Origin of the sequence: Solibacillus sp. FSL H8-0538 (assembly GCF_038003525.1) — a bacterium.
GTDB lineage: Bacteria > Bacillota > Bacilli > Bacillales_A > Planococcaceae > JBBOPI01.
Map to the genome: position 1 here is coordinate 3,549,677 of NZ_JBBOPI010000001.1, position 15,593 is coordinate 3,565,269.

Annotated in this window: 17 protein-coding genes and 2 riboswitches; of the genes, 5 read left to right on the top strand and 12 right to left on the bottom strand. The window is 36.8% G+C overall.

Annotated features, from left to right (window positions below; all coding sequences use genetic code 11):
* Window positions 1-90: 90 nt before the first annotated feature.
* From MHH87_RS17000 to queF, 11 genes are all read right to left on the bottom strand, one after another.
* Window positions 91-1,047 carry a bile acid:sodium symporter family protein gene (locus MHH87_RS17000; RefSeq protein ID WP_340750513.1) on the bottom strand — a complete coding sequence of 319 codons (957 nt, stop codon included), beginning with the start codon at window positions 1,045-1,047 and terminating at the stop codon, window positions 91-93.
* Between the two features lie 218 nt (window positions 1,048-1,265).
* Complete coding sequence (locus MHH87_RS17005; protein ID WP_340750515.1) at window positions 1,266-1,739, bottom strand: GNAT family N-acetyltransferase; 474 nt, start codon at window positions 1,737-1,739, stop codon at window positions 1,266-1,268.
* A 218-nt stretch (window positions 1,740-1,957) separates the two neighbouring features.
* Entirely contained in the window at window positions 1,958-2,179 is a 222-nt protein-coding gene (locus MHH87_RS17010) for a DUF1540 domain-containing protein (RefSeq protein ID WP_340750517.1), read from the bottom strand.
* Window positions 2,180-2,449: 270 nt separating this feature from the next.
* Entirely contained in the window at window positions 2,450-3,592 is a 1,143-nt protein-coding gene (locus MHH87_RS17015) for a DHHW family protein (protein ID WP_340750519.1), read from the bottom strand.
* 14 nt (window positions 3,593-3,606) lie between these two features.
* Window positions 3,607-4,992, bottom strand: a complete 1,386-nt coding sequence (locus MHH87_RS17020) for an MBOAT family O-acyltransferase (protein ID WP_340750521.1) — start codon at window positions 4,990-4,992, stop codon at window positions 3,607-3,609.
* A gap of 6 nt (window positions 4,993-4,998) precedes the next feature.
* Window positions 4,999-5,484, bottom strand: coding sequence for a DUF4358 domain-containing protein (locus MHH87_RS17025; RefSeq protein WP_340750523.1), 486 nt, complete (start codon window positions 5,482-5,484; stop codon window positions 4,999-5,001).
* A 309-nt stretch (window positions 5,485-5,793) separates the two neighbouring features.
* Window positions 5,794-6,333, bottom strand: a complete 540-nt coding sequence (locus MHH87_RS17030; RefSeq protein ID WP_340750525.1) for a VUT family protein — start codon at window positions 6,331-6,333, stop codon at window positions 5,794-5,796.
* A gap of 46 nt (window positions 6,334-6,379) precedes the next feature.
* Window positions 6,380-7,108 carry a 7-carboxy-7-deazaguanine synthase QueE gene (queE, locus tag MHH87_RS17035; protein WP_340750527.1) on the bottom strand — a complete coding sequence of 243 codons (729 nt, stop codon included), beginning with the start codon at window positions 7,106-7,108 and terminating at the stop codon, window positions 6,380-6,382.
* Window positions 7,101-7,574, bottom strand: coding sequence for a 6-carboxytetrahydropterin synthase QueD (gene queD, locus MHH87_RS17040; protein ID WP_340750529.1), 474 nt, complete (start codon window positions 7,572-7,574; stop codon window positions 7,101-7,103). Before queD ends, queE begins: the two co-directional genes overlap by 8 nt.
* A gap of 3 nt (window positions 7,575-7,577) precedes the next feature.
* A complete protein-coding gene (gene queC / locus MHH87_RS17045; RefSeq protein ID WP_340750531.1) occupies window positions 7,578-8,237 on the bottom strand; it encodes a 7-cyano-7-deazaguanine synthase QueC in 660 nt (219 codons plus the stop codon).
* A gap of 50 nt (window positions 8,238-8,287) precedes the next feature.
* Window positions 8,288-8,331, bottom strand: a riboswitch (PreQ1 riboswitch).
* 16 nt (window positions 8,332-8,347) lie between these two features.
* Window positions 8,348-8,848 carry a preQ(1) synthase gene (gene queF, locus MHH87_RS17050; protein ID WP_340750533.1) on the bottom strand — a complete coding sequence of 167 codons (501 nt, stop codon included), beginning with the start codon at window positions 8,846-8,848 and terminating at the stop codon, window positions 8,348-8,350.
* Between the two features lie 121 nt (window positions 8,849-8,969).
* Window positions 8,970-9,016, bottom strand: a riboswitch (PreQ1 riboswitch).
* Between the two features lie 231 nt (window positions 9,017-9,247).
* Between queF and MHH87_RS17055 the strand changes: the two genes are divergently transcribed.
* Both MHH87_RS17055 and MHH87_RS17060 read left to right on the top strand, forming a co-directional pair.
* Window positions 9,248-9,601, top strand: coding sequence for a YbgA family protein (locus tag MHH87_RS17055; RefSeq protein ID WP_340750535.1), 354 nt, complete (start codon window positions 9,248-9,250; stop codon window positions 9,599-9,601).
* 119 nt (window positions 9,602-9,720) lie between these two features.
* Window positions 9,721-10,038, top strand: coding sequence for a BRCT domain-containing protein (locus tag MHH87_RS17060; RefSeq protein WP_340750537.1), 318 nt, complete (start codon window positions 9,721-9,723; stop codon window positions 10,036-10,038).
* 357 nt (window positions 10,039-10,395) lie between these two features.
* Here MHH87_RS17060 and MHH87_RS17065 read toward each other — a convergent pair whose 3' ends face one another.
* Entirely contained in the window at window positions 10,396-10,824 is a 429-nt protein-coding gene (locus MHH87_RS17065) for a PhoU family transcriptional regulator (protein ID WP_340750539.1), read from the bottom strand.
* A 1,181-nt stretch (window positions 10,825-12,005) separates the two neighbouring features.
* Between MHH87_RS17065 and MHH87_RS17070 the strand changes: the two genes are divergently transcribed.
* The 3 genes from MHH87_RS17070 to MHH87_RS17080 all read left to right on the top strand — a co-directional run bounded on the left by MHH87_RS17070 (window position 12,006) and on the right by MHH87_RS17080 (window position 14,967).
* Window positions 12,006-13,307, top strand: a complete 1,302-nt coding sequence (locus MHH87_RS17070) for a polysaccharide deacetylase family protein (protein WP_340750541.1) — start codon at window positions 12,006-12,008, stop codon at window positions 13,305-13,307.
* A gap of 66 nt (window positions 13,308-13,373) precedes the next feature.
* Window positions 13,374-13,880 (top strand): sigma-70 family RNA polymerase sigma factor, encoded by a 507-nt coding sequence (locus MHH87_RS17075; RefSeq protein ID WP_340750543.1) that lies wholly within the window; start codon window positions 13,374-13,376, stop codon window positions 13,878-13,880.
* Window positions 13,873-14,967, top strand: a complete 1,095-nt coding sequence (locus MHH87_RS17080; RefSeq protein ID WP_340750545.1) for a S26 family signal peptidase — start codon at window positions 13,873-13,875, stop codon at window positions 14,965-14,967. Before MHH87_RS17075 ends, MHH87_RS17080 begins: the two co-directional genes overlap by 8 nt.
* Window positions 14,968-15,593: the final 626 nt, after the last annotated feature.

Genomic DNA, 15,593 nt, shown 5'->3' on the forward strand with positions numbered 1-15,593 from the left:
GTACCACAATATTATTGGAGCGTAAACATCATCAGAGAAAGCTAGCGATTAATGGGGAAAATAAGAAAGAACGGACAGAACCTTTTTCTATTAAGTTGCGTCTGGGGCGTATTTCGCTTTATACTTCTCAAGAATTCGGCTAAACTGCGATGCCAATATTTGTTGAAATAGCATGCCGAATACAACGGGCATCACTACTTTCGAAGGAAAATACGTGCTTGCCACAACAACACCAACCGCAATATTGCGCATGCCACCTGTAAAAATAAATGTCGTAATAATACTTGCATCCTTCTTCCATAAAATATGTCCGATCAATAAGCACATTGCATAGCCAGATACAGCAAGCAAAAATACAACTAAAATGACACCAAGCGTTTCCCACGAAATGTTTTTAACATATGGGGCAATGACGCTACTATTAATCATAACAATTAAAAATAAGCTTATTTTTGAAAATGGCGCGAGTGTTTTCCCGAGCGTTTTCTCAATTTCCCCTTTTGTCCATTCATTGAAGAGCACACCCACGATCGACGGGAGAACAATCATCCATAATAAATCAAGCATTAGGGATGCCGTGTCAATTTCAATGGCTTGCCCAACAACAAGATGCACTAAGGCCGGCATCACAATTGGAGCGAGGAGCGTATCAATTAAAATAATCGATAAACCAAGCGCGAGATGCCCACGACTAATACTAATCCAAATAAAACTCGTCACCCCTGTTGGAACAGCTACAGACAACACAAAACCAATCGTCAGTAAATGATCATCAAACAGCGCCGTTGACACAAAGTACGCCCAAACTGGCATGACAATATGTAAAAAAGCAATCGTTAATAAAATAACAGCAGGATACTTCTGAAAGCTCTGCAACCCTGTAAAATTCAAACTCAAACTTCCTGCAAACGTCATAAACGCAAAAAGCACTGGCACTAAAAAAACTAGCTGACTCCCTACATCCCCAATCAGCACACCAATCACCAAACTAAGCGGCGTCAAAATCGGCATCAACTTTTGGAGCCGGACATTCAACCTGTCTAACATATAGATGCCTTCTTTCCTTGTGAAAATTAAACTGCAGTCGGGCCATTGAAAAGCGCTAAATCTACATCTAGCCTTGTCATACAGTACCCACACTAAACATTTAATGATATACCATATTTTGTTGCATTAGGATTTGATGGAAATAACAATAGCACTGGCTTTATACTTTTTGAATCATCTCTATTTGCTTATGGATTTTCGAAATAAGGCTCGCTTTTTCAAAATTTTATTTGCATTTTCCGACTGATCGTTTCCATTCCAAAAGAGTCATAGAATAACATTGCCTTTTCATTGAATTCCCATACATTTAATTCTAGTGAACTAGCCTCTCTTGCTTTTGCCCAACTAACACATGCTTCAAATAATATTTTGCCAATTCCTTTTCGTTGCTCACCGGATTTAATCCCAAAATCATTAATATAAGCATATTCTCTTTCTACTAAAGAATCGAAAGAAGGCGACTTTTCCATACTCATAACTGCAAATCCAACAATTATTAGTCCCTCTTTAGCCACTAGGATTTCACTACAATTGTCTTCTAATAATTCCTGGTAATAAGATGTTGGCATGACTTGAGCTACACTTTTAAATACGTTTGGCAAAGCCTCGACATGTTCTTCATGCCCTTCTTTAACAATTTCATTAACCGCTTCAAAATCATCTATAGTTGCAATTCCAATTGAAATGGCCAAATTTATTCCCCCTATTTTCTGCCCTTACTGTAAGTATTCGAACTCCGGAACACGATTCCCTTTAGCAGCCCTAAAATACATGCAACATACCCCAAAAATTAGGGTGAGCTGATGTCCTTATTTATGTGGGTGGGAAAATGATACTTTTTTGCACTAAAAAAGTATAGACCAAAATCGTCTATACTTTTAAGCCACCTAATCCATAAGTCAAATTACGTTCAGCGTTCTTCTTTAGATATGAACGTTTTACAGCAAGTATCTGAAGACTTACTCGCTTCTTCAGGCATAGTCCGTAAATCAAAATCGGAAGCAAACTCTGTATTCTTTTTGTTTTTTGATTGGTAATCCATATTGATCTCAATTTTTTCAGCCCCACAAACATTTCCTTCTACATGGAAAACACAATTCGATACAGTACAGTTCACCTCTACATTAGGCATAGCGCTCCTCCTCATGGATTTGATATGTCTTGAAAAATACAGAAAAGGTTTCATTCCCTCATCCATACTCCTCATAGTGTATTTTGTCCATTTCAAGGTTTTTTATTAACTAATATGATAAACGTTCTTTTTCAAACGAAGAACATTAAATTTTTCTATTACCGTTAACGTCACTTCCTGATGATACGGATCACCGTGATGTAAATAAATGAGGTTGTTGTTCATTTTGCAATACATTTACGACAATTATACGCTATTGCAATTAAATGCCTAGTTATTTAGTTTCAAAAGAGCTGTTTCATCAACTAAGGTAGATGTGTTAAATAAAAATAGCACGTCATTAATTCCATTCTTGGACATATAATCAGCAATACTGCCGTTATAATACCGCATGTCAATCACATGAATTTCTGGTACATGTCTTGTGAGAAATGGGATTACGTTATGCGCATACGAGTCTTTAATGACTAGCAGCTTATCCTGTTCAATCTGTTGTGAATTGAGCTTGGTTGTAATCGTCATCAGCGCATGGACACCACCTAGGAAATAGGAATACTGATCCTTCTTAGCAAGAAAACTTGAATCATACATACTCGTCATCGTTTGATTCGTATCCGCGATATACATCTCTGTAGGAATGAGCTTACGAGGACTATAGACTTGGATGGTATCCGGTGCTAATCCACTAAACTGACTCCTTGTATGGTAGCTCCCTAGAAACGAATTGCTCACGGTTTGAATCAAAAAGTCACTTTGGGAAAGAGGATGCCACCCTTTCTTCTCCGCATAGGCAGCATACGCCAAATAAGCTCCGTACGTCGTCCAATGATGATCCGTACGATAATAAATTGATTCAAAAGCATGGGGACTAAGGAAATCAAAGCCGTCAATAAAAGTTAATTCTTTCGCAAGTTGCTCACCAATATAGTCATTCACCTTCTTTTGTGAATAAGACGGTGCTAACCATGGTAAACGTTCGGGATAAAGACCCACCGATGTAGGCGCTAGCATAAACATCATGTTCACTTCCGGATGGTTGTTAGCAAATTCGTTTACCGAATCTGTATATTGCTCAACCTTTTTGTAATCCGGTTTGATAAAATTTTCAAATAAATAGCCATCTTGCCCTTTATAAATCCCATTATTCTCTTGCTGCAGACGAGATTGTTCAGCAGCTGATTTTATCCAAAGCCACTTATCTCGGAAAGGAAAATGGTCCGTTACGAAACTCTCCGCCTCTTCTGCATATTTATTGGACAATACGTTATCCCAAGTTAGATGGGGGACACCTTGTAAATATCTGTTTTCCAGATTGGAGAAACGTTGATGAGGCAAAATGAAAAATAACAGAGAGATTAGAAACAATGTTCCAACAAACCCAATAACCAAAAATCGCTCTGCTTTCTGCTTCATGATTTTCTACCTCCCTAGAAACGAAAATATAAGAATGGGTTAAAGGTAGCGTCTACCAAATAGGCGATGGAAAGAAAGAAGAGAAATCCATACCAAACAACATGCAAAAGCGACATTTCATTCTCTCTTGCCCATTGCTTCTGAGATAAAGAGGCGATAACCAATACTAGGAATAAAACTGCGTTCGTATAAAACAAGTAAAGCGTGTCATTATTCCAAAGCGCTTGGTGATTGAATCCCGCCATGGCACGCAAATAATCAACAATTAAGTGTGGCTGGTCAAAGGCAAATAGCACCCACCCAATCAGAATGAGGATGATGGCATAAAGATGTCTGATCCAACGTGGTGCACGAAGAAGTAATGATAACCCCCACCACTTTTCGAAAATGAGAATGACGCCAAAATACAATCCCCATAAAATAAAGTTCCAGCTTGCTCCATGCCAAAATCCTGTAAGCATCCAGACAATTAGGATATTACGTGTTTGAATGGCTAACCCTCGCCGATTGCCGCCAAGTGGAATGTAGACGTATTCTCGAAACCAACTACTGAGCGATATATGCCATCTCCTCCAGAAGTCGGTAATGCTCTGCGCAATATATGGCTTGTTGAAATTCTCGTTAAATCGAAAACCAAACATGAGGCCAAGACCAATCGCCATGTCTGAATATCCGCTAAAATCAAAATAGATTTGGAATGCAAATGCGATGATACCTAGCCATGCCGTTAATGCAGGCATAGCATCTGCATTTGATTGCGAGATGGCGTGCCAAAGCAGCCCGATATTATTGGCTAGTAATACCTTCTTCGCCAGTCCGATAATAAACCGTCGAATGCCCTCTGCAAACATCTCAATATTTTCCGATCGCTTGTGGAGCTGTTCCGCAATCGTGCTATATTTCACGATTGGACCTGCAACAAGTTGAGGGAACAAGGCGACGAACGTTCCGAAGTCAATCCAATTCCGTTGTGCTTTAGCGGTCCCTCTATACACATCTATGATATAAGACATGGATTGGAACGTGTAAAATGATATCCCAATAGGTAAAGGAAGCTCGGTCAAAGGGATATTTGTACCGAGCAACGCATTTACATTTTGAATAAGAAAATCAGCATATTTAAAATAAGATAACAGTGTCAGGTTAACAATAATAGATAAGGCGACAATCCACTTTCGTTTCATGGAACTCAAATTAGGTCTATCCAGTAGCAACCCGAAGCTGTAATCCGTAAAAGTCGATACCAACATAATAATAATGTAAACCGGTTCACCCCAGGCATAAAAGATAAGACTGGTTAAAAATAAGATTAGATTTCTAATCATCTTTGGTGAACAATAGTAAAGTGCTAATACAGCTGGCAAAAACAAAAATAGAAATAGCAGACTGCTAAATACCATTGCCGTTTATTTTTGGTCAAAGAGACTATTATAAACTTTTACAAGTGCGTCTGCTTCTTCCGAGATAACTAATAACACATAGTTGCCTTTCGTAATTAGCTTATAGTTTTTTGCATTTTCGTATTGGTCTGGAAGATATGTTTCAAATTGCTTTTTCACATTTTCCGCTCTTTGCTTTACCGCTGATTCCACGTCAGGGATATCTTCAGCATTTTTCACTTTCAAAATTGCAATTTCATTTGTCTTTACGTTCATCATCGGTATTCTAATCGAATATTCATCAAGCATTTCCGGGTCTATATTGTAAAATTCCTTCACTTGATCTGGTTGCAATTCCATTAGCATAGGTTGTTCGACTTCCTTCACCATTTGATCTGCCATTTCTTTTGCAGGTAACTTCGCCTCGATTGTAGATGACTTATCATTAGAACAGCCTGTAATCACCAATCCTAATGCCATTGTTAACATAAGATAGATTATTGTCTTTTTCATTGTTATGTACTCCCCTTTTCTACAAGTTAGACTTCAAAGTATTTAGACGTACGAATTTCATAAATGTTACATAAATTATTATTTCACAAAAACAAAAGTTTATTCATACACGAATTTTCTACCTTCTACCACTTTGCTATATTTACTAAATCCCTCTATTAACGCCTATGTTCAAGCATTAATTTTAGCGATGTATTCTCCGTAGTCTTTTGATTTAGTACATACGAGAAGCACACCGATTATTCCTAACAAAGGGTAATATATCAAAAAAGACCTATTCACCAATGTGAATAGGTCTAATTAAAAGATTTATTCTGATATAGGACGTTTTTCTTTCATTACATGTACTTGATTCAAAATCAGTGCACCGAACATTTGAATAGTCGTCTTCACAATAATTTGCCCCAAAACGGCAGCCGGTACAGCTTCCCAAGGCAGTATGTTGGCGCCAAGTGGACTCAAGCCAATTACTACGAAAATAACCGAATCCAAAAATCCTCCAACAATTCCGCTGTAGAACACACGCCAAGCCATTGGAAGTTTTAATCGAGTATAAATCTCTGTATCAGCTGTTTCAGCGACAACAAATGAAATTGCCGATGCAACAACAATCAATAGTGTATCTCCGAGTAGGAAGGAAACCACAGCGGATAAGATTAACGCTATTAAAATAAATAAATACGTCTTTGCTCTACCATATTTATTTTGCACAAGGTCCCGGAAAATGAAGGTCGCCCCAATCATAAGAGTCCCCATTGGAACGATAAACATTCCAAACTGTAATGGCGCAAATCTTGCCGTTATTACATTAGCGATGACAATAGATAATAAATAAAATAATATTCTCATGATGTTACTCCTCTAGTAAATTTAGAGACAGTTTTATAACTGCTCCCTATACGCCTCTTTTATTTCCCCACACAAGGGCATGCAGCTGCGGCAGTACTTTGACATCTCTTAATTCCTCATCCAAAATCACTTTATTAATGAGCGCTTCATATTGCTCTAATAAATGGCTGATGAGACGTGAATTATCCATCGTCGTGATATCATCATTACCGACTTGGAGATAAAAAGGAATGGTTGGATATCGAAGGTGAATTTGTTTAGCATAATCATAATCCTCTTGGTTAAAAACGACTATTTTAAGGGATATATGCTGCGCGCTGTTTCGATTTTGAAGTTTTTCTAAGATATCAGTGAGCACCGAATAGTCTGTCGTCATTCCGGAACTAGGCGGCTTTGGTGAAAGTGTCAGTTCATCAACCTCATACAGCCACTCTTGCCATCTGCTTCCCTGCGTCTCCACTCCGACCTTGATCTCATTTTCTTTTAAAATACCAATGAGCGCGTCTAAATTTCGCAGGAGCGCAGGATTGCCGCCCGAAATCGTGACAAATGAAAAACCGCTGCCACCAAGGCGTTTCAATTCAGCCCAAATCTCTTGTGCTGTCATTTGCACAATAAGATGCTTGCCACTGCCATCCCACGTAAATGAGGAATCACACCATGAACAGGCATAATCACAACCAGCAGTCCGGACAAACATTGTCTTTTGACCCACGACCATTCCCTCACCTTGAATCGTCGGCCCAAAAATCTCTATAACGGGTACCTTACTCAACTTCCATCCACTCCCGTCTCGCTTCAGCATAGCTAGTCGGAGTTTCATACAGCCTGATAAATTCGACACGCGCCCCCGTATATCGCTGTTCCTCAAGCAAGGCTTCAGCTAACTTTTCGTACATCCATACAACAATGTTCTCTGCTGTCGTATTCATCAGGGGAAGCGTTTCATTTAAATAACGATGATCCAAATAAATCTCTATTTTTTGTTTCCAAATTTCTTTTATATCGCCAAAATCAATCATCAAGCCGCGCTCATCCGTGTACCCACTTAGTCCTAATACAGCACGATACGTATGGCCGTGCAGATTTTTACATTTCCCCTCATAATTATGTAAATGATGGGCAGCATCGAAGGTAAATTCCTTGCTCACAAGCACACGCTTTGCATGATAGTTCAATTGATCCCTATGAATATCTTCATCTATTTTTTGGAGCTTATCGACAATTCTAAAATTCGTCATGCCTTAAGACTCCTTTCTAGAACTTCTATACTCTTCAAGCCCTTTGTTTCGCAGTTTACACGCCGGGCATTCACCACAACCATCTGCAATTACACCGTTATAACAAGTTAACGTTCTTTCCCGAACAAACTCAAGCGCCCCAAGCTGATCCGCTAGCTCCCATGTCTGTGCCTTGTTCAGCCACATGAGTGGAGTATCAATCACAAAGGTATCGTCCATCGATAAATTTAACGTGACGTTCAAGGATTTAATAAAAATATCTCGGCAATCTGGATATCCGCTAAAATCCGTTTCACAAACTCCGGTCACGATATGCTTAGCTCCTACTTGGCTCGCTAAAACACCTGCAAAGGAAAGAAAGAGCAGATTCCTCCCAGGCACAAAAGTTGATGGAAGCTCGCCATCTTTTCCGTCTTCAACCTTTATGTCATCTCGTGTTAATGCATTCGGAGCGAGCTGGTTTAGGAGTGACATATCAAGAATATGATGTTTGACACCTAGCTCGGCTGCTATACTCTTCGCACATTCAATTTCAAGAACATGCCTTTGCCCATAATCAAATGTCACTGCCTCAACTTCTCTAAAACGTTCCTTTGCCCAAAACAGACAAGTCGTACTGTCCTGACCTCCACTAAACACAACGATTGCTTTTTCCTGCTTCATCTGTGAAAACTCCCTTATAACGAAAAAACAGCATTCTAAGAAAAATGCTGTTCTTCTTAGTTTTTTAAAGAGGGTAGCTAAAAACCTCTTTCTAGATTGACCTCTTTAATTTATCGATTATCTATCTTTTCTGGATTCAGATCGTGGTTCATTAAACGGTAATTCGCTATTTCTTCGTATTTCGTTCCCGGCTTCCCGTAATTGCACCAAGGATCAATCGAAATACCCCCGCGTGGAGTAAATTTCCCCCAAACCTCAATATATCTTGGATCAAGTAAGTTAATTAAATCGTTCATAATAATATTCACGCAATCTTCATGGAAATCCCCATGATTTCTAAAACTGAATAAATATAATTTCAGTGATTTACTCTCAACAATTTTTTGATTTGGAATATATGAAATGTACATCGTTGCAAAATCGGGTTGATTTGTAAGTGGGCATAAACTCGTGAACTCTGGACAATTAAACTTGACAAAATAATCCCGATTCGAATGTAGATTATCCACTGACTCCAATACCTCGGGTGCATAATCATATGAATATTTAGTACCTTGATTACCTAATAGTGTTAAATCTTTTAAACCTTCTTCATGGCTACGGCCAGACATAAAAAAACCTCCTTGTAAAATGTTTCCCAACACTTTTCAAGAGAGGCTTCACCAATCATTCTATAAAAAATATACAAAAACAGAAAAAGCCACGTCCGATATGGACATGGCGAATAGTCATGTTTCCATAGTTTTTTATAGAGGGTATCAGCTATGAACCTCTCCCGTTCTAGTCCGGGCATTCTTTTCTTCCATATAATATAGAATATGAAGGAAAACGTCAAATGAATCTTTTTAAATACAACCTTCCGACAAATGCTTCTCTAGAAAAAACCGCTGTTATACCGACATTTAGATACATTATAAAAAAATATATACTCGATTAATCCAAATTGATGTTTTATATTAAAATTAACTAGCAATAGATTTAAAATGGGTATTTTTTGAGAGGTGGATTGTATGAAACGTCAACTAACAGATAAATTTTGGCGTGAAGAAAAATACCGTGTTATGTTCCATAGCCAAAAGCATTATAACCTAATTCGGCAGGCAATGCGTGAACAGCTGGCCCATGAACAAATTGAACAATTGATCCATGCTGCGCTACAACAAACGCCAACAGAAGGCAGCATGCGCAATGCCTGCCAGCACATGTGGGGCTATTTCCGTAAAGTAGCCACACCCGAAGAAAAGCAAACATACGAACAACTGCTCAACACTTGTGATATGCCAACATTTCTTTGCTTTTTACAACAATTGGCCATTCAATATAACGTTACTTATTTACGAGAAAGTACGATTTTGCAGCCGTGAGTCTACGTCGTGAGGGATCTTCCTTTGTATACCACCTTCTGTTACTAAAATCCTCTCGAATCAATCAATCTCGCCTATAATTAGGTAGAAATCTTTCCATTCAATCAAGGAGAATCAATATGAACAAAAATAAAAACAACACAGACGTCATCTTGCTCTCTGACCCAACCGAACGCTTAATACACCCATTTAATAATAAACAACTCGTCTTTACTGGGGCCCTTTCCACTATGACACGTTCAGAAGCTGCGAAAAAAGTGCGGGCCTGTGGAGGGATTATGCAGGGGGCTGTTACAAAGGAGACCGATTTTCTTATTCTAGGAAAAAAACGTCCTAGTATAAGTACGAAACAATTAAAAGCTGAACAGTTAATTAACCTTGGCCAGGATATCCAAATGGTTGCTGAGGATGATTTTATTTGGCTCATTTCTATATAAAAGGATATTTAACATCATCTTTTAAAGTGGGGCTGCCTCTTAATTTAACAGCTTTGTGGAACCCCTCTCCTCTAAAAAGGTATGCAAAACAACTCTGTTCACATACCTTTTCTCCTATTAGTTTTTGGGAAAATCAGACTTACTTATGAGCTGGTTCTTGCTTGCTATCACAAATAGCAGCTAACCGATTTACCAAGCACGCTCTTTTAAAGCCATCCAAAAACAAAAAACTCCCTAAGTTAGAAATACCTCAAGGAGCGGGTTATTTCGATATATTATTCCTGCAGCCATTGAACAAAGTTTGATAAAAAGAACTTTTAAAGTCATATTTTATAACAAACGAAGGCACCCGTTAGTTTAATTACTGACAGGATTATTTAAAGTTTTATTATCAGGAGTTACTTGATATTGCCATACTTTTCCGTCTCCCCCTAAATAAAAGTAAGAGTACATAAAGGCTTCTTCTTCAATAAAGTTAATATATAATTGATATTCAAGATTACCAGATTTAATTTCTTCAGAAGCGATACTTTTTAAACTTTGATTATATTCAAAATCGCTATATTGCGTTGAATCGTATAGCCAAGTTTCCGCATTATCAACTTCATCGGCAAGTACCTCTGTTCCAAATCTCTCTCTTACTTCACTATAAGTTAAACCAACCTCTGCATTTTCTTCTACAAACGCTTTCGTAATATCAACTTCCTTTGTTGAGTTGTCTCCATTTTCGTTTGAACAAGCAACAAGAATAAACATAAAACTTAAGCAAACTAGTATTCTTTTCATTTAATACTCCAACCTCCAAAATTAAATATAATCCTCTTCTTCTTTCACTAACCTGCTTACGTTAATTGAACAAGAAAGATGCACAGTTTGTCCCTTATACATTTCGATATTAAACAGTTTACAATTACTCTTCACCATGCTTAATTCGAACAATTAAATAAAACCCCCGTTACTTTAATTGTAGTATTTCACGAACTTTCATCTTCAATTATCATTATCCTCTAATCTATTCAGAAGTTTGTTTAATTTTATTGAAATTCTTATAAGTAATATGAAGATATGAATAAAAAATCCAACTACTATTCCAACTAATGGTGCATAAAACTCAACGAAAAATTTCTATTATAGTTGGTACTATGTATCTAAAAGCTACCATAATATTTCAATCTATTTAATTGCTTTAACCTGTACCTTTAACTTGAGGAGTGACTGCTTTTAATTTCTTTTAAATATTCTTTTGATAGCTCTGTATGGGCTGTGTTTAATATTTCAATAGAAACCTTGGTACATAATTTTTGCAATATGAAGGAGTAAAGAATGTCTTCACTTTTAAACTCAATATTTCCAAGAACACTACGCATCAAAAGTCTTAAAGTTAATGCCGTCTACCGTAATCAAATTTCACTTCCGGAAACTCTCTATCGAACATCAATATTACTCCGTCATGTTTATTCTTGGATTTTGCATATCTTATTACTGAAATGCCGACGATGATTGATTCAATAATATTAATTTGCCTAAATTCTAATTTTTTTTCTTTACTCCACTCATGAAACTGTAGCATATTTTTGCTGTTGGTCATTAAGTTAATTCCCTTCCACTAACCCAAGCAGAAAAGGCAACCTCACTTCTCTACTTAAATTCTCTAATTGATTCACTCGTTCTAAGTCATGCATAATTCGTGGTAGAAATTCAGTGTAATAATTCATTTTTCACTTCTAAGTTTCCTTGTGAGTCATCCAACTTTTTTTAGGACAAAATACCTCCCAATGCTCCATAAATAAATGAAGTCTATTAGAAAGACACAACTCGCCCAAAATGAGGCGAGTTGATGCCCTTACTTATGTAGATGGGAAAGTTATACTTTCTTATCCACTAAAAAAATTAATAAATTTTGAAACTTATTTTGTAATTTTCCGTCGGTACGTTGCTTAAATTCAAGAAGCAATGTGGAGGACAAAATGAAAAAATACGTTTATATTACAATCTTAATCCTTTTTATAGGAAGTGTATTAATTGAAAGCTTAGGTTTACTAGATAATTTGGAAAGAGTAGAAGCAAATGAAAAAGAGTTCGAACAAGTTAAACATATGGAAATCGTGAAATCGATAAATATAATTCCTCAAACAAAGGAATTTGAACAAGTTGTGATTTTTAATGATCCTCAGCCGTTTTATATTAAAGAAGATTCACTCATAAAAATCGGACAACTTGAGCCGAATGTAGAATTTACGATTGTACAAGAAAAAGAGAATTTTTATGAACTACTATTTGGACATGTAACGGTCTATGTAGAAAAAATAGGCACAGTATTTCAAAAGAAATCACTAAAATCGATGATCAATACGGAAGTTAGTGGCGCAATTAAAACGACAGCTCAAACAATGGTCTATGAAGCACCAAACAACAAAAGTCCTCAACTATTACAACTTGATGTAGGCTTTCGTTATCCGATAGTGGGTCAAGTGGATGACTGGTTTCTTATAAAAGTGGGAGAACGATCGGGCTATATACATAAACAAACGGTTCAACTAGATGAAGGAATACCCGTGCTTGTGTACCATCACATTTTACCGAAAGCATTAATGAAGAAAACGACAAGTACGATATCTGCGGAATCTTTTGAACAGCAAATGGATTATTTAGCAGCCCATCAATTTAAGACGATTGGTTCACATGAAATGTATGAATACAAAGAAGGGCGAAAAATTTTACCTATCAATACGGTGTTAATTACATTTGACGACGGATTATTATCGACAAAAGAATATGCCTATCCGCTATTAAAAAAGCATCAATTTAGAGCAATTCAACATATTATTTCGTCCAGAACGCATCGCACAGAAGGCATTCAAACGTTTGATTCAGAAGGTAAATTACAATTTTTCACGGAAGAAGAGATGGCAATCATGTCAGATGTCTTTATTTATGAGGCGCATACATTTGATTTGCACATTTTAAATGAAGAAACAAAGGTCGGTAAGCTAATGGAAGTATCTGCGGAAGAGTTAGAAGTAGACTTACGCAAAAACCTTGAAGAAATCCCAAACGCTATTTCTTTAGCTTATCCTTTTGGGCATTATAAAGAAGAGACAATTGAAGTGATGAAAGACCTTGGTTTTTTACTCGGCTTTACTACGAAAACAGGATATGCGAATATGGAAGATCCCAACTATGAAATCAAACGCTTTGGTGTGACAGAGGTCGTAATGATGGAAGAATTCATTAATTATGTACAAGGTGAGATGCTGTTTCCTGAATGAAGAAAAAAAGAAAACACCTAAATGTTATACTAATCAAATCAATATGTAAGAAGGTGTTATAGGCAAATGAAACATTTAGACACCATAATGAATGAGCATAGTCGTTACCTTGTCAGAATTTCGTATCTGTATGTGAAAAATTGGGCGACCGCAGAGGATATTGTCCAAGAAGTGTTTGTGACCTATTTTCAAAAAAGCGAGCAGTTTAGACATGAATCATCGTTAAGAACCTATTTAACAACGATGACAGCCAATCGCTCGAAAGATTATTTGCGTTCATGGAAACATAAAAAAGATGTATTATTTGAAACGATTTTCGCCAATTCAAACGGTGTAGAGCAATCTATTTTAGAGAAAGAACAGCTTGCAGAGTTAGAAAAAAAGATATTCCAACTACCCTTGAAATATCGAGAACCATTAATTCTTTATTATTATGATGAACAATCAATTGCCGATATTGCATCCTATTTACAGCTCAATGAAAACACAGTGAAAACAAGGCTGCGTCGTGCAAAACACCAGATGAAGGAATTTTTCAATGAAGAGGAAATGGAGGGATGGCAGAGTGAATAAATTTAAAAATCAATTAGATAAAATGATGGGCGATACCGATTTGCAGGAAAAACAAATAAAACAACGTGTTCATGAAAGGATGGATTCATCTATTAAAAAGCGTTCATGGAGCATACCACTAGTGACGGCTGCTATGGTTGCACTGTCCTTCTTTCTCTTTATTACAATGAATCCATTCGAACAAGTTACATCAGATGAAGGACGATATATACCTTATGATCCACTTGATGATATGGTGGCTATTTCGACACTTCATAAGAAGAAGCTACTATCTATGATTGATTACGAGCAATTAGCAACACTACCATTGCTCGATTCATTATCAAGCTTGCAGTATGTTGACCCCGAGTCGTTCACAATTAATAATGCTGATTATCACACAGTTATTGAACGACAGCCGAATTTATTTGATGAGGTTGTATATGAGCCTGGCGATGTTGTTCGTACACTGACAAATACGAGTAGTCATCTTCCTATTTTTAACGATATTTATTATGAAGTCGCCGCTGTACCAGGAGACCGAGTCATGTTACGTGACGGAAAATTAACAGTTAATGGTAAACGGCTAAATTCATCATTAATTCAGCAATATAAACAAAATGGAAATACGATTTTAGGAAGCTACGAACAAACATTAAACGCCCGGGAATATTTTCTTCTAAATCATTTTCCAGCAGAGCAAACTCTGCAGGCAGGGACGATAACACCTGTGCATAAAATTTTCGGAGAAGTCGTCGCGCTTGCTAATGAAAATTATACAGATACGATTTATTTTGAGAAAAAGGAAATTGCAAACAATGGCCTAGTTGGTGATTATGCGCCTGAAGAATATTTTGACCTGTATTTATACGATGCTATTTTTGGTGAAGGTGAAATAGCACAGAACTTAACAGTAGAAAATGCGATCTTCCCTCATTCGAATAGACAAAGTGAATTATTCTTAGAGGCTGCTTATCGAACAGTAACGTATTTATCAAATGAGGAAGTCGAAATTCGTTATCAATATGGACGCGAGGGTGTAACCGAATATACATTCTATATGTATAAAATGCCTAATTCAACAACTTGGAAATGGGGACTTAATTAGGGAGGCTGCGACCATAGCAGGAGCAATTTTTTCTGTGATGTAAGCGAAGTGATAGAATACTACTCATTCGATTCTTAATATAAAAGAGAGGTTCTTTTCCCGAAAGTAAAAACGCATTATTTGGATCGAATCTAAATAATGCGTTTTTGCGTTGTGAGCAAGATTGATTTCCATTGCGGTTAAGCTGTTCGAGTAATAGTCAAAATTCAATTCATTTCAATCCATTCATAAATTATCAAATTTTTATTGAGCGTTTTGCCCCATCTAAAGTTTGTATCTACTTAAGGGACTTTCAACAATATTATAAATTAACCGAACTCATGAAACCGGACTTACTTATGGTATGGTTCACCCTATCACAAATAGCAGCTAACCGATGTACCAAGCACGCTCTTTTAAAACCACCCAAAACAAAAAACTCCCTAACTTAGAAATGCCGGATTAACATAATTTACCGATAAATAAAAAAATCCATTTTTAAAAAAGATTAATCACTTTCTTATTTCAGTAGTGATTTCAAGAAAATCCTCATTTAGCGAATGACTTATCTTTTTTCTGTCGGATGAAGAAATTTTTTTGAGATGAACTTCTTATTTCGTCATCATTAGAGTTTCAAGTTTTTTTGT

Excerpts from the sequence above, each read along its gene's own strand:
- MHH87_RS17055 (WP_340750535.1), top strand. The coding sequence starts at position 9,248 with ATGAAACGTCAACTAACAGATAAATTTTGGCGTGAAGAAAAATACCGT.
- MHH87_RS17000 (WP_340750513.1), bottom strand. The coding sequence starts at position 1,047 with ATGTTAGACAGGTTGAATGTCCGGCTCCAAAAGTTGATGCCGATTTTG.
- queD (WP_340750529.1), bottom strand. The coding sequence starts at position 7,574 with ATGACGAATTTTAGAATTGTCGATAAGCTCCAAAAAATAGATGAAGAT.
- MHH87_RS17030 (WP_340750525.1), bottom strand. The coding sequence starts at position 6,333 with ATGAGAATATTATTTTATTTATTATCTATTGTCATCGCTAATGTAATA.
- MHH87_RS17015 (WP_340750519.1), bottom strand. The coding sequence starts at position 3,592 with ATGAAGCAGAAAGCAGAGCGATTTTTGGTTATTGGGTTTGTTGGAACA.
- MHH87_RS17025 (WP_340750523.1), bottom strand. The coding sequence starts at position 5,484 with ATGAAAAAGACAATAATCTATCTTATGTTAACAATGGCATTAGGATTG.
- queF (WP_340750533.1), bottom strand. The coding sequence starts at position 8,848 with ATGTCTGGCCGTAGCCATGAAGAAGGTTTAAAAGATTTAACACTATTA.
- MHH87_RS17075 (WP_340750543.1), top strand. The coding sequence starts at position 13,374 with ATGAAACATTTAGACACCATAATGAATGAGCATAGTCGTTACCTTGTC.
- MHH87_RS17070 (WP_340750541.1), top strand. The coding sequence starts at position 12,006 with ATGAAAAAATACGTTTATATTACAATCTTAATCCTTTTTATAGGAAGT.
- queC (WP_340750531.1), bottom strand. The coding sequence starts at position 8,237 with ATGAAGCAGGAAAAAGCAATCGTTGTGTTTAGTGGAGGTCAGGACAGT.
- MHH87_RS17010 (WP_340750517.1), bottom strand. The coding sequence starts at position 2,179 with ATGCCTAATGTAGAGGTGAACTGTACTGTATCGAATTGTGTTTTCCAT.
- MHH87_RS17020 (WP_340750521.1), bottom strand. The coding sequence starts at position 4,992 with ATGGTATTTAGCAGTCTGCTATTTCTATTTTTGTTTTTGCCAGCTGTA.
- MHH87_RS17065 (WP_340750539.1), bottom strand. The coding sequence starts at position 10,824 with ATGAAAAGAATACTAGTTTGCTTAAGTTTTATGTTTATTCTTGTTGCT.
- MHH87_RS17060 (WP_340750537.1), top strand. The coding sequence starts at position 9,721 with ATGAACAAAAATAAAAACAACACAGACGTCATCTTGCTCTCTGACCCA.